The sequence below is a fragment of the Roseospira visakhapatnamensis genome, assembly GCF_014197915.1.
Taxonomy (GTDB): Bacteria; Pseudomonadota; Alphaproteobacteria; order Rhodospirillales; family Rhodospirillaceae; genus Rhodospira; species Rhodospira visakhapatnamensis.
In genome coordinates this window covers 12,637-33,003 of the sequence record NZ_JACIGK010000018.1, presented here as the reverse complement: position 1 = coordinate 33,003, position 20,367 = coordinate 12,637, and the positions used below count along the sequence as shown (strand labels likewise).

19 protein-coding genes are annotated in these 20,367 nt (G+C 68.7%); 10 read left to right on the top strand and 9 right to left on the bottom strand.

From position 1 onward, the window contains the following. Positions 1 to 9: 9 nt before the first annotated feature. The 3 genes from GGD89_RS12300 to serA form a co-directional block, all read right to left on the bottom strand. On the bottom strand, positions 10 to 1,845 hold the full coding sequence (locus tag GGD89_RS12300) for an extracellular solute-binding protein (RefSeq protein ID WP_184045661.1): 1,836 nt from the start codon (positions 1,843 to 1,845) through the stop codon (positions 10 to 12). Positions 1,846 to 1,977: 132 nt separating this feature from the next. Further along, positions 1,978 to 2,601 (bottom strand): LysE family translocator, encoded by a 624-nt coding sequence (locus GGD89_RS12295; protein WP_184045659.1) that lies wholly within the window; start codon positions 2,599 to 2,601, stop codon positions 1,978 to 1,980. Between the two features lie 73 nt (positions 2,602 to 2,674). After that, entirely contained in the window at positions 2,675 to 3,910 is a 1,236-nt protein-coding gene (gene serA, locus GGD89_RS12290) for a phosphoglycerate dehydrogenase (RefSeq protein ID WP_184045657.1), read from the bottom strand. Positions 3,911 to 4,016: 106 nt separating this feature from the next. On the opposite strand from serA, the gene GGD89_RS12285 reads away from it, so the two are divergent. From GGD89_RS12285 to hslU, 4 genes are all read left to right on the top strand, one after another. Further along, positions 4,017 to 4,490 (top strand): RidA family protein, encoded by a 474-nt coding sequence (locus GGD89_RS12285; protein ID WP_184045655.1) that lies wholly within the window; start codon positions 4,017 to 4,019, stop codon positions 4,488 to 4,490. A 432-nt stretch (positions 4,491 to 4,922) separates the two neighbouring features. Further along, on the top strand, positions 4,923 to 5,675 hold the full coding sequence (locus GGD89_RS12280) for a helix-turn-helix transcriptional regulator (RefSeq protein ID WP_184045653.1): 753 nt from the start codon (positions 4,923 to 4,925) through the stop codon (positions 5,673 to 5,675). 253 nt (positions 5,676 to 5,928) lie between these two features. Beyond that, the gene (hslV, locus tag GGD89_RS12275) at positions 5,929 to 6,498 is read left to right on the top strand and encodes an ATP-dependent protease subunit HslV (protein WP_184045651.1); all 570 of its coding nucleotides are present in this window, start codon (positions 5,929 to 5,931) and stop codon (positions 6,496 to 6,498) included. 116 nt (positions 6,499 to 6,614) lie between these two features. Continuing rightward, positions 6,615 to 7,928, top strand: coding sequence for an ATP-dependent protease ATPase subunit HslU (gene hslU / locus GGD89_RS12270; RefSeq protein WP_184045649.1), 1,314 nt, complete (start codon positions 6,615 to 6,617; stop codon positions 7,926 to 7,928). A gap of 7 nt (positions 7,929 to 7,935) precedes the next feature. On the opposite strand, the gene GGD89_RS12265 is transcribed toward hslU, so the two are convergent. Continuing rightward, positions 7,936 to 8,826 (bottom strand): uracil-DNA glycosylase, encoded by an 891-nt coding sequence (locus tag GGD89_RS12265; protein WP_184045647.1) that lies wholly within the window; start codon positions 8,824 to 8,826, stop codon positions 7,936 to 7,938. A gap of 294 nt (positions 8,827 to 9,120) precedes the next feature. Between GGD89_RS12265 and GGD89_RS12260 the strand changes: the two genes are divergently transcribed. After that, positions 9,121 to 9,924, top strand: coding sequence for a hypothetical protein (locus GGD89_RS12260; protein ID WP_184045645.1), 804 nt, complete (start codon positions 9,121 to 9,123; stop codon positions 9,922 to 9,924). Between the two features lie 236 nt (positions 9,925 to 10,160). Here GGD89_RS12260 and GGD89_RS12255 read toward each other — a convergent pair whose 3' ends face one another. Continuing rightward, positions 10,161 to 10,580 carry a VOC family protein gene (locus tag GGD89_RS12255; RefSeq protein ID WP_184045643.1) on the bottom strand — a complete coding sequence of 140 codons (420 nt, stop codon included), beginning with the start codon at positions 10,578 to 10,580 and terminating at the stop codon, positions 10,161 to 10,163. Positions 10,581 to 10,719: 139 nt separating this feature from the next. On the opposite strand from GGD89_RS12255, the gene GGD89_RS12250 reads away from it, so the two are divergent. From GGD89_RS12250 to tkt, 4 genes are all read left to right on the top strand, one after another. After that, positions 10,720 to 11,352 carry a response regulator transcription factor gene (locus tag GGD89_RS12250; RefSeq protein WP_184045641.1) on the top strand — a complete coding sequence of 211 codons (633 nt, stop codon included), beginning with the start codon at positions 10,720 to 10,722 and terminating at the stop codon, positions 11,350 to 11,352. Between the two features lie 203 nt (positions 11,353 to 11,555). Next, complete coding sequence (glpX, locus tag GGD89_RS12245) at positions 11,556 to 12,536, top strand: class II fructose-bisphosphatase (RefSeq protein ID WP_246423076.1); 981 nt, start codon at positions 11,556 to 11,558, stop codon at positions 12,534 to 12,536. Positions 12,537 to 12,624: 88 nt separating this feature from the next. After that, positions 12,625 to 13,563, top strand: coding sequence for a phosphoribulokinase (locus GGD89_RS12240; RefSeq protein ID WP_184045639.1), 939 nt, complete (start codon positions 12,625 to 12,627; stop codon positions 13,561 to 13,563). 119 nt (positions 13,564 to 13,682) lie between these two features. Then, complete coding sequence (gene tkt / locus GGD89_RS12235; RefSeq protein ID WP_184045637.1) at positions 13,683 to 15,695, top strand: transketolase; 2,013 nt, start codon at positions 13,683 to 13,685, stop codon at positions 15,693 to 15,695. A 222-nt stretch (positions 15,696 to 15,917) separates the two neighbouring features. On the opposite strand, the gene GGD89_RS12230 is transcribed toward tkt, so the two are convergent. After that, positions 15,918 to 16,187: a hypothetical protein gene (locus GGD89_RS12230; RefSeq protein ID WP_184045635.1), complete on the bottom strand. Its 270-nt coding sequence runs from the start codon at positions 16,185 to 16,187 to the stop codon at positions 15,918 to 15,920. Between the two features lie 367 nt (positions 16,188 to 16,554). Between GGD89_RS12230 and GGD89_RS12225 the strand changes: the two genes are divergently transcribed. Then, complete coding sequence (locus GGD89_RS12225) at positions 16,555 to 17,445, top strand: tetratricopeptide repeat protein (protein WP_184045633.1); 891 nt, start codon at positions 16,555 to 16,557, stop codon at positions 17,443 to 17,445. A gap of 44 nt (positions 17,446 to 17,489) precedes the next feature. Here the strand turns inward: GGD89_RS12225 and GGD89_RS12220 are convergent, their stop codons facing one another. From GGD89_RS12220 to GGD89_RS12210, 3 genes are all read right to left on the bottom strand, one after another. Continuing rightward, on the bottom strand, positions 17,490 to 17,858 hold the full coding sequence (locus GGD89_RS12220) for a DUF1127 domain-containing protein (protein WP_184045631.1): 369 nt from the start codon (positions 17,856 to 17,858) through the stop codon (positions 17,490 to 17,492). Positions 17,859 to 18,389: 531 nt separating this feature from the next. Beyond that, positions 18,390 to 19,691: a DUF3422 family protein gene (locus tag GGD89_RS12215; protein WP_184045629.1), complete on the bottom strand. Its 1,302-nt coding sequence runs from the start codon at positions 19,689 to 19,691 to the stop codon at positions 18,390 to 18,392. A 5-nt stretch (positions 19,692 to 19,696) separates the two neighbouring features. Then, positions 19,697 to 20,362, bottom strand: a complete 666-nt coding sequence (locus GGD89_RS12210) for a phosphoribosylanthranilate isomerase (protein ID WP_184045627.1) — start codon at positions 20,360 to 20,362, stop codon at positions 19,697 to 19,699. Positions 20,363 to 20,367 lie beyond the last annotated feature (5 nt).

Genomic DNA, 20,367 nt, shown 5'->3' with positions numbered 1-20,367 from the left:
GGATCTGGCTCAGCGATCGGTCAGCACGCCGGCCGCCCGCAGGGCGGCGTCCTTCTCCGGGTCGATCCACCATCGCAGGATGGCGGGGCCGCTGGGCGCCGTGTTCTCCGGCATGCCGAAGCGGTTCCAGAACACCAGCCGGTCGTCCTCCTCGTGATAGTGAGGGACCAGATAGAAGGTCCACTGCAGCACGCGGTCCAGGGCGCGGACGGCGGTCACCAGGTCCTCGCGGCTGTCGGCGCGGATGACCTCCTCGATCAGGGCGTCAACCACCGGGCTCGACACGCCGGCGAGGTTGCGGCTGCCCTCCACGGTGGCGGTTGCGCTGCTCCAGAAGTCGCGCTGCTCGTTGCCGGGGCTGTCGGATTGGAGCCAGATCGCCGACACCATCTCGAAGTCGAAGGTGTTGACCCGGTTCATGAACTGCGCCGTGTCCACGATCCGCACGGTGGCCTTGGCGCCCAGGCGTTCCAGGTTCTGGACGTAGGGCAGGGCGAGGCGCTCGACGGACGGCTGACGCAACAGGATCTCGAACTCCAGGCGCGCGCCGGTCTCGCCGTGGGTCATGACGCCGTCCTGGAGGGCCCAGCCGGCGTCCCGCAGGATTTGGAGACCCTTGCGCAGGTTGGCGCGGATCTCGCCCGGGGCCTCGGTGTCCGGCGGATTGTACTCCTCGGTGAACAGACGCGGCGGCACCTGGTCGCGGAACGGCTCCAGCAGCGCCAGTTCGGCGCCCTCCGGCACGCCGGTGGCGGCCAACTCGCTGTTGTCGAAGTTGCTGCGGGTGCGGACGTAGGATCCGTAGAACAGGTTCTGATTGGCCCACTGGAAATCAAAGGCGTAGGCCACCGCCTCGCGCACCGCCGGATCGTTGAACGGCGGCCGGCGCATGTTCATGACGAAGCCCTGGGTCGGAGCCACCTGGTTGTTTTCGAACGCGCGCTTGATCAGCCGGCCCGCGTCAAGATCCTCTCCCTGATAGGCCGTGGCCCAGGTCTTGGCGATGTGCTCCTTGCGGTAGTCGTACTCGCCGGCCTTCAGGGCCTCCACCGCGACGGTGGCGTCCCGGTAGTAGTCGTACTGGATGGTGTCGAAATTATAGAGGCCGACCTGGGTCGGCAGGTCGGCGGCCCAGTAGTCCTTGACCCGCTCGTAGCGGATGAAGCGGCCGGCCTCGAAGTCGGCGATGCGATAGGATCCGCTGCCCAGGGGCGGTTCCAGGGTGGTCTCGGTGAAGTCCCGGCCGTCCCAGTCATGCTTCGGCAGCACCGGCAACTGGCCCAGGACCAAGGGTAGTTCCCGGTTCATGTCGGTGGAGAAGGTGAACTTGACGGTGTGGTCGTCCAGCGCCTCGGCCTGATCGACGTCGGCGTAGTAGACCCGATAGAGGGGTGCCCCTTGCGTGCGCAGGATATCCAGGCTGAACAGCACGTCCTCGGCCGTCATGGGGTGGTCGTCGTGGAAGCGGGCATTCGGATTCAGGTGGAAGATGACCCAGGAGCGGTCCTCCGGAGTCTCGATGCCTTCGGCGACCAGGGCGTAGTGGCTGAACGGTTCGTCGGCCGAGGCCGTCATCAGGGTATCGTACATCAGACCGATCCCCAGGGGCGGGCGCCCCTTGATGATGAAGGGGTTGAGGCTGTCGAAGCCCCCCACCCAGGCCAGCCGCAAATGCCCGCCCTTGGGCGCGTCCGGATTCACGTAGTCGAAATGCGCGAAGTCCGGCCCGTACTTGGGCTCCCCGTGCATGGCGATGGCGTGGGTGGGCTCGGGATCCGCGCGCGCGATCGGGCCGGTCGCGATCCAGGTGGCGGCCATCACCGCCAGCGCCATCCCTCGGATCATCGGGGTCGTCGAGCCGCCACCACGCATGTATGCACTCCTCCCACGGGTATTCTGTACATCCGATCAAGATAGTGCGGGCGGCATGGGGCGTGATCAAGGCGTTTGCCGCGCGAAACCGGCAAGCCGACCGCGTCAGGCCGGCCGTCGGGTCAGCGCCAGCCAGATCCCGCCGCCGATGAGGAAGCTGCCCGAGAGACGCTCCAGCCAGCGGATGTTGCGCCGGGACAGCAATGCCCCGGTCTTGCCCGCCGCCACCGCGTAGGCGCCGTCCAGCGCCGCCGCGATGGCCATGAAGGTCAGGCCCAGCAGCACCACCTGAAGCGCCGTGTTGGCGCCCGGGGTCACGAACTGCGGGATGAAGGCGCCGAAGAACACCAGCGCCTTGGGGTTGGACCAGATCACCAGGAAACCCTGCCAGAAGTAGCGCGTGCGGGACCGCGCCGGGCCGGCGGCGGCGTCCCCCAGGCGGCCGTCGGAGCGCCACATCTTGATTCCCAGCCAGATCAGGTAGGCGGCGCCCAGGATGCGCAGGACCTCGAACACCAGGCCGGCGGAGGCGACGATGGTGCTCAGCCCGGCGGCGAGCACGCCCACCATCAGCAACAGGCCGGCCTGGGTGCCGGCCACGTTCATCAGGCCGGAGGTCGGCCCGGTGCGCAGGCTGTTGGCGATGATGACGGTGACGGTGGGGCCGGGCACCACCACCAGCAGGGTGGAGGCGGCGACGAAGGTCAGCCAGGTGGTGACGTCGAGCATGGGGGCGGGCTCCGAACACGAGCGAGAAGTGGGGGCGTCTCCACGACGGCGAAACGGCCCCGGGACATCAACACTAGATCAGGAAGCGGGTGCGGATCGTGCCCGGGACGGCCGCCAGCGCCTTGCGGATGCCCATGCCGGCCTCGATCTCGGCGGCCACGTCCACCACGACGTAGCCGATCTCGCCATCCGTGCGCAGGTACTCGCCGGCGATGTTCATGCCCCGGTCGGTGAAGATGCCGTTGATGGCCGACAACACGCCCGGCTCGTTGCGGTGGATGTGCAGGAAGCGGCTGCAATCGGCCTGCTGCGGCAGGGTGACCTCGACGAAGTTGACGGCCCCGGCGGTGGAGCCGTTGTCCGAGTACTTCACCAGCTTCTCGGCGACCTCGGTGCCGATGTTCGCCTGGGCCTCCAGGGTCGAGCCGCCCACGTGTGGGCTCAGGATGACGCTGCGCAGGCCGCGCAGGGGTGACCGGAACTCCTCGTTGGCGCCGCCCGGTTCCTTGGGGAACACGTCCACGGCGGCGCCCGCCAGATGGCCGTCGCGCAGCGCCTGGGCCAGCGCCTCGATGTCCACCACCTCGCCGCGCGCGGCGTTGATCAGGTGGCTCCCCGGCTTCATCAGCCCCAGTTCGCGGGCGCCGATCATGTCGCGGGTCTCGGCCGTGGAGGGCACATGCAGGCTGACCACATCGGCCTCGCGAAGCACCGTGTCCAGGTCGCCGGCGGGGCTGGCGTTGCCGATGGCCAGCTTCTCGACGATGTCGTGATAGATCACCCGCATGCCCAACGCCTCGGCCAGCACCGAGAGCTGCGAGCCGATGTGGCCGTAGCCGACGATGCCCAGGGTCTTGCCGCGCGCCTCGTGGCTGCCGTCGGCGGTTTTCATCCAGGCGCCCTCGTGCGCGGCCCAGGACTTCTCCATCAGGCCACGCAGCAGGCAGATGATCTCGGCCAGCACCAGTTCGGCCACCGAGCGGGTGTTGGAGTACGGCGCGTTGAACACCGGGATGCCCCGGTGGCGGGCGGCGTCCAGGTCCACCTGGTCGGTGCCGATGGAAAAGCAGCCGATGGCCATCAGCTTGTCCGCCGCCGCCAGCACCTCGGCCGTGACCTGGGTGCGCGAGCGGATGCCCAGCATGTGGACGTCGGCGATCGCCGCCTTCAGGTCATCCCCCGACAGCGCCGCGCCCCGGGCGTCGATGGTCGTGTAGCCCTGCCGGCGCAGGAACGACACCGCGTTGGCGTGCACGTTCTCCAGGAGAAGGACCTTGATCCGGTCCTTGGGCAGAGAGAGCTTGCTCACGATGGACGCATCCCCAAGACTGTAGATCGAACCATGCGGGCCGTCGGCGGCCCGGCTCACGCCGGCACCACCTAGCACACGGGATGCGCACGCGGGGAGGAAAATGATGTCCGGACGGATCGAGGCGCGGCTGGCCGACCTGGGCGTGACCCTGCCCGACGCGGCGGCGCCGGTGGCCAACTACGTGCCGTTCGTGCGGACGGGTGCTTTGGTTGTCGTGTCCGGTCAGATCCCGGTGGTCGACGGCGCGCCGGCCTTCACCGGCCTTCTGGGCGACGGGCTGACGGTGGAGCAGGGGCAGGCGGCCGCCCGGCAATGCGCCATCAATCTGGTGGCGCAGATCCGCGCCGCTTGCGATGGCGACCTGGACCGGGTCGCGCGCGTGGTCCGGCTGGGGGTGTTCGTGGCCGCCACCGCCACCTTCACCGACCATGCCAAGGTGGCCAACGGGGCCTCCGATCTGATGGTCGAGGTGTTCGGCGACGCCGGCCGTCATGCCCGCGCGGCCGTGGGGTGCGCCTCGTTGCCTCTGGGCGTGCCGGTGGAGGTCGAGGGACTCGTTCAGGTAGCCGACGCCTGACGCCGTCGATCAGACCGGGATATCGACGGTCCGCGCGCGGTTTTTGCGTCGCGCCAGATGGTTGCCGCCGCCGTGGCGCGCCCGGGCACCGATCCTTGTTTTGCTCCCGTTTTCAAGGCACACGCGCGACTCGTCATGGTCGGGTGTGAGCATGCGTGCCACTGCGCCCGGGTCCGTGGCCCTAGACCTTTTTGCAGGGGTGCCCGCGCCGGAGTCGCTTTTTCGCAGGGAGACGGCCGGAGAATAGGGGGCATTGCGTGTCATTCAGGAGTATGACTTTCGGACGAGTTGTATCGACATTTCAGGAAAGGATAAATTTAACGACAAACGCCATGCGTTCGCGGGCTGCGTCGCACGGTGGTCGTTTTTCTTCGGGATCGAAGCGCGGGCGGCGCCGGGCGGCCCGAGTGGAGACCTTTCCTGGAGTCATCAATGTTGTGCGACGAGGGGCTGGACTCCTTTCTGGATGAATTGGAGTCGGCGGACACATTGGAAGGGCTGTGGACCGGGGTGGTCGCCTTCTTCGCCGACCGTCACGTGGACGGCGTGGTTCATGCCGCGGCGCCGACGCGCCTGTGCAACGGGTCCGCAACGATCCGGATTCTGGACTCGCTGGACGGGGCGGCGGCGCGGTGGTGCGCGAACGCGGACGCCGGGGGCATTGGCGAGAGCCTGGGGCCATTGCTGGTCCGGCGACGGCCGGATCTGGTCGATCTGAGGCCGGCCGCCTCGGCGCCGGTCATCGGATCTCCGGGCCTCGACCGGATCCTGGCCGAGCACGGATTCCGGGCGGCCCTGGTGTTGCCCCTGCCTCGGAGCGGGTCGGTGTCGAGACGCGGGCCGACCGGCCTCCTGCTGCTGTCGCGCAAGGACGCGGCGGCCTTTCGGGCGGTGCTGCGGGCGGACGGCGCCTGCCTGGTCCTGGCCGCGAGCCATGCCCATGACCGCCTGCTGCGCCTGGCGGACAGCGATACCGACACCGCGCCCCCCAGCCTGACCAACCGCGAGGGCGAGGTGCTGACCCTGAGCGCGCGGGGCCTGACCACCCGGGAACTGGGGCAGCACATGGGCATTTCCATCTCGGCGGTGAATTTTCACCTGGCCAACGCCGGTCGCAAGCTGAGCGCCACCAACCGCACTCACGCCGTCAGCCGGGCCATCGCGCTCGGCCTGATCATGCCCTGAGCATCACGCGTTCTCGCGTGCGCCAGGGGCAAATTCACACTCGATACGGACATTCGACTCTGGGGTATCGTCCTGGATGGGCTGGCCGCGCCGAGGCTCGGGGCGGCGGCGACAGGCGCGGGACCGGCCTGACCCCGGCCGCCCGCGCGCGTCCGGCGCCGGTCGATCGTCTCTTGACCCGGGGCGGGATTGCCCCCCATGTCTTGTGGTCTTCGGCCCGTATCACCCCGACCCAGACCCAAGAGGCTCCGCGATGACCGGCTCGACCCCCCATGATCCGATACAATGGCATGGCACCACCATCCTGTCCGTGCGCAAGAACGGAACCGTGGTGGTGGCCGGGGACGGCCAGGTCAGTTTCGGCCAGACGGTGATGAAGTCCAACGCCCGCAAGGTCCGCACGCTGTCCGGCGGCTCGGTGCTGGCGGGCTTCGCGGGAGCCACGGCGGATGCCTTCGCGCTGTTCGAGCGTCTGGAGGGGCAACTGGAAAAGTACCCGGGCCAACTGACCCGCGCCTGCGTGGAGATGGCCAAGGACTGGCGCACCGATCGCTACCTGCGCCGCCTGGAAGCCATGATGGCCGTCGTGGACAAGGACGTGTCCCTGGTGTTGACCGGCAACGGTGATGTCCTGGAGCCGGAGGACGGCATGATCGCCATCGGGTCGGGCGGGTCCTTCGCCCTGGCCGCCGCCCGCGCGCTGGCCGACCGGGACGACATGGATGCCGAGGCCATCGCCCGCAAGGCCATGGCCATCGCCGCCGACATCTGCGTCTACACCAACCACGCGGTGGTCGTCGAAACCCTCGACGCGGGCGCCTGAGCGGCGCCGTCCCGTCCCATCCCGCACGGGTCCCGCACACAGTGATCCGACACCGACCCGAAGGCCGCGCCTTCGTCGTCCCGCCGCCCTGTTCGTCCGCTGCTTCGGAAACCGCCATGTCTGCCTTCAGTCCCCGCGAGATCGTCTCTGAACTCGACCGCTACATCGTCGGCCAGGCCGAGGCCAAGCGCTCGGTGGCCATCGCCCTGCGCAACCGCTGGCGCCGCCGCCAGTTGCCCGAGGGGCTGCGCGAGGAGGTGCTTCCCAAGAACATCCTGATGATCGGCCCCACCGGTGTCGGCAAGACCGAGATCTCCCGCCGCCTCGCGCGCCTGGCCGAGGCGCCGTTCATGAAGGTGGAGGCCACCAAGTTCACCGAGGTGGGCTACGTGGGCCGCGATGTCGAGAGCATCATCCGCGACCTGGTGGAGATCGCCATCGCCGACACCCGGGAGCGCCTGCGCAAGCGTGTGCATTCGAAGGCCGAGGTTGCCGCCGAGGATCGCGTGCTCGATGCGCTGGTGGGATCGACGGCCAAGGACGGCACGCGCCAGAACTTCCGCAAGATGCTGCGCGAGGGCCGGCTGGCCGACAAGGAAGTGGACATCGACGTGCGCGACACCGGCGGCATGTCCATGCCGACGCTCGATATCCCGGGCATGCCGGGCCAGCAGATGGGCATGCTGAACCTGGGCGATATCTTCGGGAAGGCGCTCGGCGGGCGCACCAAGCGGCGCCGCATGACGGTCGAGGACAGCTACGAGGTTCTGGTGCGCGAGGAGGCCGACAACCTCCTGGACGAGGACCAGGTGGTGAAGGAAGCGATCGCCTCGGTCGAGAACGACGGCATCGTCTTCCTGGACGAACTGGACAAGATCGCCGGGCGCAGCGAGTCCCGGGGCAGCGCCGATGTCTCCCGCGAGGGCGTGCAGCGCGACCTGCTGCCTCTGATCGAGGGCACGTCCGTGTCCACCAAGTACGGCGCCGTGCGCACCGATCACGTGCTGTTCATCGCCTCGGGGGCGTTCCACCTGTCCAAGCCCTCGGACCTGCTGCCGGAGTTGCAGGGTCGCCTGCCCATTCGCGTCGAGTTGAAGGCCCTGGACCGCAGCGACTTCGTGCGCATTCTGACCGAGCCGGAGGCCAGCCTGATCAAGCAGTACAAGGCGCTGATGGGCACCGAGGGGGTGACCCTGGAGTTCACCGACGAGGCCATCGACGCCGTCGCCGATCTGGCCGCCGAGATCAACGCGAACGTCGAGAACATTGGTGCCCGGCGGTTGCACACGGTGCTGGAACGGCTGCTGGAGGAGATTTCCTTCACCGCCTCCGACCGCGGTGGCGAGACCATCGTCGTCGACGCCGATCTGGTGACCGAGCGGGTCTCGCCGCTGGCCAAGTCCGGGGATCTGTCGAAGTTCATCCTGTGACGCCCGGTCATTCCCGACCGCTTGTTGCGCCGGCAAGACCGGTCAGCCGCTCCTGCACCGCCAGCAGGTCGCGCCACGACAGCCGCTTGGCCTCGGGGTTGCGCAGCAGATAGGCGGGATGGAACGTCGGCATGGCGGCGATGGCGTGCTGTCCCACCTGTCGCGTCTCCCAGCGTCCCCGCAGGCGGGTGATCCCCTGGGTGGTGCCCAACAGGCTGGAGGCGGCGAGGCCGCCCACCAGCAACAGCACCTGGGGCGCCACCAGGGCCACATGGCGTTCGATGAACGGCAGGCAGACCGAGACCTCGGCGGGCGTCGGCTTGCGGTTGCCGGGGGGGCGCCAGGGCACGACGTTGGTGATGTAGGCGGTGGTGCGGTCGAAGCCGATGGACGCCAGCATGTCGTCGAGCAACCGGCCGCTGACACCGCAGAAGGGCCGCCCCTGCCGGTCCTCTTCCGCGCCCGGAGCCTCACCGACCACCATCAGCGCGGCGTCCGGGGCGCCGTCGCCGAACACCGTGTTGGTGGCCGTGATTTTCAGCGGGCAGCCGTCGAACGCCTCCAGCGCCGCGCGCAGGTCGTCCAGCGACGCGGCCCGGGAGGCCAGCGCCGCCGCCCCGCCGCCCTGGCTATCGACCGCGCCGTGCGACGGGGGCCGTTCCGGCGGAGACGCGGGAGCCGTGACCGGGCGTCGATCCCGCCCGCGTTCGGCGGGCACCGACTCCGGGGGCTGCCGAGGGCGGGACGACGCGGCCTGCCGCTCGGCGCGCCGCTGGGCGTCGGCGGCGAAACGATCCACCGGGGCCTCGCCCGTGCACTCGTCCACGCCGGCGACGTCGTACCAGCGCAGTACCGCCAGATCATCCAGAGGGTCGGGAGAGGCGAACGGAGACGACATGATGAGACGGTGCCTGGACCGGGGCCTGTTGGGCGACCACGATGACCGATCCCATGGTGCCCGGGCAAGGGCCGGTGTGCCCGGGCGCTGCCCGTCGCTGCGGTCTCCTCAGGGTTTCGTTAACCGCATCACGATACCATCGGGATGGTGCTAGACTGCCGCCGAGGGCCGCCTTTCGATGGGGGCGGCCGAGAGGGTCGTTCCATGGTATCTCGTTCCAAAGTTGCGACGGCTGTCTCGGCGGCGCGCGCGGGCGTCGGGCCAGGCCTTGTCCTGGCCGGATGTCTGGCGGTCGTGGGCGTCCTCGACCTGGCTCCGGCCTGGGCGGCGGACGGACTCGCCGTCGGCGCGGGCGTGCCGGAACCGGCGCTGGCGGGCGAGGGGCCGGGGATCGGGCGCGGCCTGACTTTTGTCTCGCCGCTGGACGGAACCACGGGTGGGGCGGCCGGGTTTGCCGCGCCCTGTCTTGGACTGGGCGCGGCCGAGCGGCCACTGAGCGCCTGTCTCAGCCGGGGCGGGGGTCTGGACCGCGAGCCCGGCATGCTGGGACTCGGCGTCCACTATGGACATGAGGGCTGGCTTCACCTCGGCGCCGGCCTGGGTCTGGAGGCCATCGGCATTGGTGGGGATGGTGGCCTGACCTGGTCGTCACCCCTGGGGGTGGGACCGGAGAGCGCGGCGTCCATGGCGCCGGCGGGTTTTGGTCAGCGGCTCAGCGGCAGCCTCTCCGCCTTGTTGGACGTCAATGCGCTCATGGGGCTTGAGCTTGGGGGCGTGCGGCCCTTCCTGGGCGCCGACGTGTCCGTGGGGGGCGTGCATGCGGTCGCGGGTGGCGAGTCCCCCGCCCGGATCGGCCTGCCCGTGACGGAGCAGACCACCGCCCATGGCATGACCTGGGGGGCGACCCTGGGGTCCAACTACGCGGTGAGCAGCGGGATTACGCTGGACTTCGCCTATCGCTATATCGGCCAGGAGACCACCGGCCCACTGGATCCGGGGCTCGGCGCGCGGATGGGACTCGGCGGCACCGGAGTCGGCGGCGATGCCGGCGAGGCGACCAACCACGGCATGTCCATCGGTCTGCGGCTGTCGTTCTGAGTCGTCCGCCGAACACGGGATCCGGCCCGAGGTTCCCCGATATTTTCTCCGGTCCTTGAGTTTCCGACCAGCCGATGGGGGTCCTGTGGATCGTCCCGGACGCGGACGCGCGCCGCCGGATCGCGATCGGGACCCTCGACTCTCTTGTCGCGGGCGTGACCTCTTCGACCGTCCGTTCAAGGTCGCGGCCCGGTGAGCCCGGGGACACCGCGACCGGGAATGGGACATCCGGGCGCCTACCAGGTGCCCGTGTTGGGCATCGAGGCCCAGGGTTCGGCCGGGGGCAGGGGATCACCCGCCTGCAACAGCTCGATGGAAATGCCCTCGGGCGAGCGCACGAAGGCCATATGGCCGTCGCGGGGCGGGCGGTTGATGGTCACTCTCTTGTCCACGAAGCGCTGGCAAGCGGCGTAGATGTCATCCACCCGGAACGCCAGGTGGCCGAACGCGCGGCCGCCCGACAGCTCCTCCGGATCCCAGTTGTGGGTCAATTCGATCTCGGCCTCGGGGTTCTCGTCGGCGCCCAGGTAGATGAGGGTGAACCGGCCTTGCGGGGACTCCGTGCGGCGGGTCTCGCGCAGGCCCAGGGCGTCCACATAGAACGCCAAGGCGGCATCCAGATCGGTGACCCGGACCATGGTGTGCAGATATTTCATGGGGAGGCTTTCTCCATGCGGTTGACATTGATCTTGGCGGAACGACCGGGCTGACCGTACCCTGCGGTCATCGGGCCGTCACACGCGACGCCATCCGCGACCGGCGCCGAACGGCCATTGGGGGAGTGAACCGACCAGCATGGAAACGCGTGCGCGCCCGCTGATCGATGTCTTCGTGGCCGACAAGAGCCCGCTTGTCCGCATGGCCATGAAAACCTTGCTCGGCCATGACTCCCGGTTCAACCTCCTGGGGACGGCCGAGGATGGCGAGTTGTTCATGCGGGCGCTGGACAAGCTGACCTTTCGGGTGGGGGTGATCGGTTGGGTCATGCCGTACATGGATGGCGCGGCGGTGCTGAAGGCGTTGCAGGAGCGGACGGACGCGCCGCGCGTGCTGGTGTACACCGGCGATCCCGACCCGGCCATCCCGCGCCGCGTCATGGACCTGGGGGGCGCGGGCTTCTGCTGCAAGTCCGAGAGTCCCGAAAGGCTGCTGGCGGCCATCGACACGGTGGCGCGCGGACACATGACCTTCCCCTACACCGACGTGGCCCGCATGCAGCAGGCGCGCCCGGCCTCGCCCCTGGACGCCCTGACCGCCCGGGAGCGCGAGTTGCTGGCCTGCCTGGCGGAGGGCCAGTCCAACGCCGACATCGCGCGGCATTTCGGCATCTCGGTGCATACCGTCAAGTTCCATCTGAAGAACGTCTTCGGCAAGCTCGACGTCTCCAATCGGGCCGGGGCGGTGGCCGCGTTCCTGGCCGAGTCCTAGGGCACGGGTGACTCCGCCGTCGGCCCAGGCCAATCCCGCGCGCCGCCGATGACAGACCCTACCCGTTCGGGTGGGGCTGAATCCCCCCAAAGAGATTATGGTCCCCCTCCGGCGGGCGTTTCAGGGTCATGGCCGGACCGGTACCGTCCTGGACATCGAACGAACCGGGTCCAAGAGGCAACACCGGGAGGAGATGACCGGCCATGATGAGCATGACCGGGGGCAGCGCGCCCCTGTTCCTGTACGCCCTGCGTAGTGTCACCGAGGCGGCCGCGAGCGCCGCCTATGACTGGATCGGCCGCGGCCGCAAGGAGGATGGCGACGGTGCCGCCGTGGACGCCATGCGCGCCCAGCTCAACCAACTGGCCATCGACGGCGTGGTGGTCATCGGCGAGGGCGAGAAGGACGAGGCGCCGGCCCTGTATAGCGGCGAGCGGCTGGGCCAAGCCCCGGACGACATGCAACTGGACATCGCCGTGGATCCCGTGGAGGGCACCTCCTATCTGGCCAACGGCATGACCAACGCCCTGGCGGTGATCGCGGTCGCGCCGCGCGGCACCATGATGGATCCGGGGCCGGCGTTCTATATGGAAAAACTGGTCGTGCCGCCGGCCGCCCGGGGCAAGATCGACCCCACCTGGTCGGTGGAACGGCGCCTGACGGCGCTTGCCCAGGTCCTCGACAAGCCGATCGGCGAGTTGACCGTCTACGTTCTGGAGAAGCCGCGCCACCGGGGTCTGGTGGAGCGGATCCACCAAGCCGGCGCGCGCGTCGCCCTGTACCCGGCGGGCGACGTGGCCGGCGCGTTGATGGCCGCCATTCCTGAGTCGGGCATCGACTGCCTGATGGGCACTGGCGGTACGCCCGAGGGCATCATGTCCGCCTGCGCCGTGCGCGCGCTGGGCGGTGAGTTCATGGGCCGACTGGATCCGCAGTTGCCCACCGAGCAGATCGCGGTGCAAAAAGCGGGACTCAACACCGAGCGCTGGTACGCAATGGATCAGATGATCAAATCCCAGAAGGTCTTCTTCTGTGCCACCGGAATCACCTCGGGCCTGCTGGTGGGCGGCGTGCAGCGCACCAGCACCCACGAGCGCCTGGAGACGCTGATGGTCTCCGGGGACAGCGGCGAACGGCAGACGCTGGTCAACTGGCGCCCCCTGGGTCATGGCAACCAGGGCTGACCCGGCCCCCGCCCCCCGCGTGCCTGGCTCGGATCATGGCACGACCACCGACTTGGACCATCACGGCACTTGGAAGGACCTTTCCGTCATGCCCCTGAAGCGCTTTGATCGCCCTATCATCCTCGGCGTGGTCGGTGATTCGGCCAGCGGTAAGACCACCCTGGCGACGGGCGTGGCGCGTATCCTGGGCGAGGATCGCGTGGCCACCATCTGCACCGACGACTACCACCGCTTCTCCCGCGCCCAGCGGGCCGAAAACGGCCTGTCGGCGCTGGACCCCAGGTCCAACTACCTGGACATCCTGGAACAGCACCTGGGCCTGCTGCGGCAGGGCAAGCCGATCCTCAAGCCGGTCTACAGTCACGAGGTCGGCGATCTGGTGCAGCCCCAGTACGTGTTGCCCAAGCCCTACATCATCGTCGAGGGCCTTTTGGGCTACACCACCCGGGCCATGCGCGATTGCTACGACGTCAAGATCTACCTGGAGCCGGACCAGGACCTGCGTGTCGAATGGAAGATCCAGCGCGACACCGCCAAGCGCGGCTACACCCGCGACCAGGTCCTGGCCTCGCTGGAGAAGCGCCGGGAGGACAGCCCGGCCTTCATCCACCCGCAGCGGGTGTTCGCCGACATCGTCATCCAGTTCAAGCGGCCCGAGGGCCAGTCGGCGGAAAGCGGAGCCCGTCTGGATGTGCGCCACATTCTGCGGCCGACGCTGCCGCATCCCAACCTGGCGCCGCTGGTGGATGCCGGCGCCAAGAACGAGTTGAGCCTGGATCTGGCCCGTGACCACGACGGCAAGCCCGTCGACGTCCTGGGGATCACCGGGTCCATCACCGACCAGCGGGCCAAGGCGCTGGAAAACCTGCTGTGGGACCTCATTCCCGAGGCCAGCCACTTGCGCGCCAATGTGGGCGAATTCACGGACGCCAACAACAATCAGGTGGTGAGCCATCCCCTGGCCCTCACCCAGCTTCTGATCGCCTATCACATGGTGAAGGCCGCGCTGGGCATTCACGCGATTTAGGTCTACTCCCACCGGGGACGGGATCCGCCACCTGGTCGGACCCGCCCCAGGATGTCTTGGACCAGATTGAGGAGGCGGGGCGCCCCGGGAAGGCTCCCGCGCAGAACGAGGATACACCCATGACCCACCAGAGCACGCCCGCGGCCGCCGCCACCATCGCCCCTCATACCGAGATGGCCAACTGCATCCGCTTCCTGGCCGCCGACGCGGTTCAGGCCGCCAAGTCGGGGCACCCCGGCATGCCCATGGGCATGGCCGACGTGGCCACCGTGCTGTACACGCGGTTCCTGAAGTTCGACGCCGCCGACCCGGCCTGGCCCGATCGCGACCGCTTCGTGCTCTCCGCCGGCCACGGGTCCATGCTGATCTATGCCCTGTCCTACCTGACGGGCATGCCCGGCATGGACATGGACGACCTGCGCAATTTCCGGCAGCTTGGCAGCAAGACCGCCGGCCATCCCGAGTACGGCCATGCCCCGGGCATCGAGGTGACCACGGGACCGCTGGGGCAGGGCATCGCCACCTCCGTCGGCATGGCCCTTGGCGAGCGCATGGCCGCCGCCCGTTACGGCGACACCCTGGTGGATCACTACACCTATGTGATCGCCGGTGACGGCTGCCTGATGGAGGGCATCAGCCAGGAGGCCATCTCCATGGCCGGGCACCTGAAACTGGGCAAGCTGATCGTGCTGTGGGACGACAACAGCATTTCCATCGACGGCGCCACCGACCTGTCCACCTCCGACGATCACCTGGCCCGCTTCGAGGCCAGCGGCTGGGAGACCGGCCGCGTGGACGGCCATGACCCGGAGGCCATCGCCGCCGCCATCGCCGCCGCGCGCGAGACCGACCGGCCGACCCTGATCGCCTGCAAGACCGTGATCGGCTTTGGCGCGCCCACCAAGCAGGGCACCGCCGCCACCCATGGCGCGCCGCTGGGCGACGACGAACTGACCGCCACCCGAGAAGCCCTGGGCTGGACCCATGGGCCGTTCGAACTGCCCGAGCGTGCCCTGGCCGCCTGGCGGGCCGCCGGTGCCCGGGGCGCGGACGAGCATGCCGCCTGGCGGAACCGCCTGGAGGGGGCCGACGCGGCCCTGCGCGAGACCTTCCTGTCCACGCTGTCCGGCGACCTGCCCGAGGGATGGGACACCGCCCTCAAGGCGCATATCGCCGGACTGATCGCCGACGCGCCGACCCTCGCCAGCCGGGTGGCCTCCCAGAAGGCGCTTGAGGCGCTGGTGCCCGCCAACCCGGCCATGATCGGCGGGTCAGCCGACCTGACCGGCTCCAACAACACCCGCGCCGGCGGCATGACTCCGGTGAAGCCGGGCGACTATGCCGGCAACTACATCCACTACGGCGTGCGCGAGCATGGCATGGGCGCGGCCATGAACGGCTTGGCCCTGCATGGCGGGTTCATTCCCTATGGCGGGACCTTCCTGGTGTTCGCCGATTACTGCCGGCCGGCGATCCGTCTGGCGGCGCTGATGGGAACGCGGGTCATCCACGTGCTGACCCACGACTCCATCGGTCTGGGCGAGGATGGCCCGACCCACCAGCCCGTCGAGCATCTGGCGTCGCTGCGCGCCATGCCCAACGTCGCGGTGTTCCGTCCGGCCGACGCCGTGGAGACCGCCGAGTGCTGGGCGCTGGCGCTGCAAAACGACACCGGCCCCAGCCTGCTTGCCCTCAGCCGCCAGGGCCTGCCGACGCTGCGCAAGGCCGCGACCGAGGACATGCCGAGCGCCCGGGGCGCCTATGTGCTGGCCGAGGCCGAGGGCGGCGATCGCCGGGTGACCCTGATGGCCACCGGGTCGGAGGTGATGCTGGCCATGACCGCGCGCGACACCCTGCAGGGCGAGGGCATTCCCACCGCCGTCGTTTCCATGCCCTGCTGGGAGCTGTTCGCCAAGCAGGACGAAACCTACCGGGAAAGCGTGCTGGGCACCGGCACCGTGCGGGTGGCCGTGGAAGCGGCCTGCGGCATGGGCTGGGAGCGCTGGATCGGCGACAACGGCGCTTTCGTCGGCATGGACGGCTTCGGGGCCTCGGCCCCCGCGCCTCAGCTCTACCAGCACTTCGGCATCACCGCCGAGGCCATGGTCGCGGCCGCCAAGGCCCGCCTGTAGGGCTTTGTCTGGACGGAAGGGGGGTGGGGTCCGCCCCCCTCTGGTTCACGCCAGGATCAGCCGCGCATGCCCGACACCGTGTGTGTGGTGTGTGTGGCTACAGTCGTCAGAAACGCCCGCCCGATCCCTGACGGATCGGGCGGGCGTTTCTTTTCAATCCGCGAGTCTTTTCGATCCGCGAACAAAAGGCGCGGAGAGGGGCATGGGAGGCACCCCGTCCCGCTACTCCGCCTTTACGCAGACGTTATGGTCGCACTTCATGTGATCGCCGGCCGAGGCGCAGTCGGCGTCGGTTTCGCAGGCCATCTCCTTGGTGTCGCTGATCAGGAGAGTTCCGCCCGAGGACATCGGCGCGGCGGCGCCGTTCAGGCCGGTCCCCAGGGATACTCCCGGATTCGCGGCCAGCAGCGTCGGTCCCGGCTCGCCAGCGAAGGCTGGGGCGATGGCCAACATCATGCAACCGGCGAGGGTCGCAACGAAACGCTTGGTCATGGACTATCCTCCGAAGGGTCGTTTGCCTGGATCCAGCGGGCCGGTCGGGGATGGGGTGAACCGGGCGGCGCGCGCCACCCTTGAGTGGTTGCCATCCGGCCTATGGACCGCTTTCGAAACGAACTGTCCCTCGGGTCACGACCGAAGGTCAACGAGAAAAACCCAAAAGAGCGTCGATTCATGATGAGCCCGATAAAAGGGTAGAGCGACGCCGATCGAGTTTTCATTGTCGCGTGTGCCTGACGGTCATACAGTGGGCGTCATGAGACCGTCACGTCGGTCCATGGCCGGTTTCGCGGCCAATCATCGGGGGGCGGGCGGAATCGCCGGCTGAGTCCGGGACCGCTCGCACGAGGGAGGGTGGAGCATGCCCAAGACTCAGGCCGATCAGGCGTTGCTGGAGGCCGAACGCCACGTTGCCCGATCCGAGTTTCAGCAGGCGCTTGAGGCATTTGCCCGCGCCCGCTACTTCTTCCAGAAAGCGGGAGACCGGGACGGCGAGGCCATGGCGCTGATGCGGCGCGGCGATCTGGACCTGTGTCAGGGGCGCACGGCACGGGCGCGGGATGCCTTCCTGGAGGCCCTGGCGTTGTTCACCGATGACGCCGACGACAGCGACCGGGCCGCGGCCGAGGTCTCGGTGTCCGAGGCCCTGCATCTCCTCGGGGAAACGCGCGCCGCCAGGGAGCATGCGTCGGCGGCGTTGAGCCGCGCGACCGCCGCCGGCAACCTGTTCGCCGAGGCCCGCGCGCGCATGCGTATCGGCCGCATGGACCTGGAGGCCGGACGGGGCGACCGGGCGTTGGAAAGCCTGGACCGTGCCCGCCGCCTGTACGAGGAGGCCGGACACGGCCTGCATGAGGCGACCGCCCTGTCGGCCATGGCCGCCGTCCTGCGGGAGGCCGGACGCCTGGACGACGCCCACGCCGCGCTGGAGCGGGCCGTGGACCTGTACACCATGAATGGAGATCATCTTGACGAGGCCGCTACCCGCATGGACATCGGCCGCGTGCTGAAGGCCATGGGGGACCTGGACGATGCCCGTCAGGCGTTCATCCAGGCCGCGCGCCTGAACGGGGAGGCCGGAAACCTCGCCGGCGAGGCGGAAGCCTTGCTGGAGGCGGGACGCCTGGAGGCCCGCACCACGCCGAAGCGGGCGCTCAAATCCCTGCGGCATGCGGCCGAGCTGTTCGGGCATGCCGGACTGGATGGCCGCCGTGCCCAGGTCGAGCAGGAGGTGTTGGCCATCGGAGCCTGACCGCCCGGCCGCGTCGTGCCGGGATACCGCGCCATGACACGCCGTTACGACGGCCCGTCGCCGTGGCGCCGGTAACGGCCGTCGACGACGGCCGGGATGTCCTCCGGGGTGAGACCAATGTCGGCCAGTTGGTGCCGATCCAGCGCGCGAAGGTCCTCCTTGAGGATTTGCCGCTCCCGCCAGGCCAGGATGGCGCCCATCAGCCGATGGGGCAGGCGGAGCCACCACCGTTGGCCTTTCCGTTCGGCGGCCGGCGTCGGGTGATCATCGTCATTGGCGGCGGGTGCCGTGACGGCGGGCGAGGGACCGTCCTGTGCCGGTGGTGGTGTGACCGGCTGGTTCGGAACGGCACCGTCGGCCGAGGCCGCACCGGAGGACGGCGCGGCATTGGCGTCTTTGAGATGGGGCCACATGTCCTCTCCCTCCTTGATGTGCGGAGACATGGCAGGCTTACGACGCTCAACCGTCCGTCTGCCGGTCGGACCCATGGCGGCCTGAGAGACAACAGGCATAGGGTGTTTTTCTGACAACAGACACACCCCTGTTTTAAATTTTCTATGGTACTATCTAGTATACCCGGGAACATCGTGGTAGGAAGGCGCCCGCATTCCTGCAATGTAAAACGCGCATGGCGTGCGCCTTTGGGGCACCGCACGGAACTCCGTCACGCACCGTCGACACGCACGCTTCCGTCAATTATCCGGATCAACGCGCAACGCCTTGATGATACTGTATTTTGACCGATTGACGGTTGGTCGATAGCGGCGTGGGCGCGGTGGTGTGCCCTTACCCACATAATCCCCACCCACAAAATGTTGTGCGACGGGTGATACCGTCAAGGGATTCCCCTTGAATGCAAATGTCGCTGCATAACACATTGTCTTTAGTGCGCTTTCGATCCAGATATAAGAATGCGGACTGCGTCTTTTGTCTGGATCAGTGCACTAGGATCGCCGGGTCACGACCGCGCGCTTGGCCCGGCGCAGGCCGTACCACACCAGGGCGACGATGAGGGGGGCGGTGATGCCCGTGGCCACCGTGGCGTCGAACAGGCTGATGGACTTCTCGGCGGCCTTGAAGACGTATCCGGCCAGGCCGATGGCGTAGTAGCTGATCGCCACCACCGACAGTCCTTCGACCGTTTCCTGAAGCTTGAGCTGCACCTTGGCGCGCTCGTTCATGCTGTCCAGGAGGTCGCGGTTCTGGTGTTCCAGCCCCACCTCGACCCGGGCGCGCAACAGGCTGCCCACGCGGGTCGCGCGCTGCGCCAGCGCTTCCTGGCGCTCGGCGGCGGACTCGCAGGTCGCCATGGCCGGACCCAGGCGCCGGGCCAGGAAGCCGTCCAGGGTCAACAGGCCGTCCATGCGGCTCATCCGCAGATCCTGGAGGCGTTGCTGGACCAGGCCGTAGTAGGCCCGGGTGGCGGCGAAGCGGTAGCTGGTGCGGGCCGCCAGGCTCTCGATGTCGGCGGACAACTGGGACAGGCGGCCCAGCAGGTCCGCGTCGGAGGTCTGATCATCGGTGTCGGCCATGCGGGCGCTGATGTCCGCCAACCCCTCGTCGATGGTCCGCAGGCGCGGGCTGATCTCCTGGGCGATGGGCAAGGCCATCAAGGCCAGCGCGCGGTACGTGTTCATTTCGATCAGGCGCTGGACCGTGCGGCCGGCATGGCGCCGGTCGAGGCCGTTGTCCTGCACCAGGAAGCGGGTGAAGTGGTCGGTGTGCATGCGGAAGTCCGCCCACACCCGGGCCTTGCCCCCGGCCACCAGGTTGCCCACCACCGGATTGCCCTCGAAATGGCGGAGCGAGATGTCCTCGACGTCCGGCATCTCCAGATCACGGGGCAGGATGGCGATGTGCAGCGCCGACAGCACCAGGCCAGGCAGGTCCGCAAGCCAGTCCTGGGGCACCTCCTCGATGACCGGGTCGGCGAAGGGGGCGTTGAAATGTGCCCGGCGATAGAAGGTGTAGCTGCAGAACTCCGTATGCCGCTCCCATTTCAGGAACAGGCCCCCGAAGGACGTCACATGGTGCTTGGCGTCCTCGGCCGGCGCCGAGCCCCCCTTGCGGGCGCACAGGCGCGCCAGATGCTCCCGGTCGCCGTCGACATGCTCGGGCTTCTCCCCGGACAGCACCGCCATCTGGCTGAGGCGCAGCGGCGCCTGGAGCGGCTCCGAGGGGCGGGCGTGCAGCTCCCGCAAGAGAAGCTCGCGGTGAGGATGCTCACGGTAAGATGGTCTCTGCATGGCGGTCAACGTCCCTCCGCGGCGCGCACGGCGGCGCAGAAGCGGTCGATCAAGAGAGGATCCTTGACGCCCCGGGTGCGTTCGACGCCCGAGGAGACGTCCACGCCGGGCGCACCGGTGACACGGAGGGCTTCGGTGACCGTGTCCGGAGTCAAGCCACCGGCCAGCATCCAGGGCAGGGGCGCCCGCCATTCGCCCAAGACCGACCAATCGAACGGCATGGCATGCCCGCCCGGCCGGTCGGCGCCGGGCGGTGGCTTGGCATCCAGAAGCAGCCGGTCGGCATGATCGGCATAGAGCATGGCCGTGTCCAGGTCCATGGTCCCGGCGACACCGACGGCCTTCATGACCGGCCGTCCGAAGTCCAGGCGGATGCTGTCCACCCGGGCCGGCGTTTCCCGCCCATGAAGCTGGATCAGATCCAGCCGCACATGGTTCAGCACCGCGTCCAGGACGGCATCGTCGGGATCCACGAACAACCCCACCGTGCCGACGTCGTCCGGCAGGGCATCGAACATCTCGGCGGCCCAGGCGGCGTCCACCGAGCGGGGCGAGGGCGGGAAGAACACCGCGCCCAGCCAGTCGGCGCCGGCGGCGACGGCGGCGTCCACGGCTTCTACGTCCGTCAGGCCGCAAATCTTGATCTCCACGGGCGGACGATCCGCGGTCATGGTGG

What these genes read in the sequence shown, in the direction of transcription:
- GGD89_RS12300 (WP_184045661.1), bottom strand. Translation starts at nt 1,845, where the DNA reads ATGATCCGAGGGATGGCGCTGGCGGTGATGGCCGCCACCTGGATCGCG.
- GGD89_RS12295 (WP_184045659.1), bottom strand. Translation starts at nt 2,601, where the DNA reads ATGCTCGACGTCACCACCTGGCTGACCTTCGTCGCCGCCTCCACCCTG.
- GGD89_RS12285 (WP_184045655.1), top strand. Translation starts at nt 4,017, where the DNA reads ATGTCCGGACGGATCGAGGCGCGGCTGGCCGACCTGGGCGTGACCCTG.
- GGD89_RS12280 (WP_184045653.1), top strand. Translation starts at nt 4,923, where the DNA reads ATGTTGTGCGACGAGGGGCTGGACTCCTTTCTGGATGAATTGGAGTCG.
- hslV (WP_184045651.1), top strand. Translation starts at nt 5,929, where the DNA reads ATGACCGGCTCGACCCCCCATGATCCGATACAATGGCATGGCACCACC.
- hslU (WP_184045649.1), top strand. Translation starts at nt 6,615, where the DNA reads ATGTCTGCCTTCAGTCCCCGCGAGATCGTCTCTGAACTCGACCGCTAC.
- GGD89_RS12265 (WP_184045647.1), bottom strand. Translation starts at nt 8,826, where the DNA reads ATGTCGTCTCCGTTCGCCTCTCCCGACCCTCTGGATGATCTGGCGGTA.
- GGD89_RS12255 (WP_184045643.1), bottom strand. Translation starts at nt 10,580, where the DNA reads ATGAAATATCTGCACACCATGGTCCGGGTCACCGATCTGGATGCCGCC.
- GGD89_RS12250 (WP_184045641.1), top strand. Translation starts at nt 10,720, where the DNA reads ATGGAAACGCGTGCGCGCCCGCTGATCGATGTCTTCGTGGCCGACAAG.
- glpX (WP_246423076.1), top strand. Translation starts at nt 11,556, where the DNA reads ATGATGAGCATGACCGGGGGCAGCGCGCCCCTGTTCCTGTACGCCCTG.
- GGD89_RS12240 (WP_184045639.1), top strand. Translation starts at nt 12,625, where the DNA reads ATGCCCCTGAAGCGCTTTGATCGCCCTATCATCCTCGGCGTGGTCGGT.
- tkt (WP_184045637.1), top strand. Translation starts at nt 13,683, where the DNA reads ATGACCCACCAGAGCACGCCCGCGGCCGCCGCCACCATCGCCCCTCAT.
- GGD89_RS12230 (WP_184045635.1), bottom strand. Translation starts at nt 16,187, where the DNA reads ATGACCAAGCGTTTCGTTGCGACCCTCGCCGGTTGCATGATGTTGGCC.
- GGD89_RS12225 (WP_184045633.1), top strand. Translation starts at nt 16,555, where the DNA reads ATGCCCAAGACTCAGGCCGATCAGGCGTTGCTGGAGGCCGAACGCCAC.
- GGD89_RS12220 (WP_184045631.1), bottom strand. Translation starts at nt 17,858, where the DNA reads ATGTGGCCCCATCTCAAAGACGCCAATGCCGCGCCGTCCTCCGGTGCG.
- GGD89_RS12215 (WP_184045629.1), bottom strand. Translation starts at nt 19,691, where the DNA reads ATGCAGAGACCATCTTACCGTGAGCATCCTCACCGCGAGCTTCTCTTG.
- GGD89_RS12210 (WP_184045627.1), bottom strand. Translation starts at nt 20,362, where the DNA reads ATGACCGCGGATCGTCCGCCCGTGGAGATCAAGATTTGCGGCCTGACG.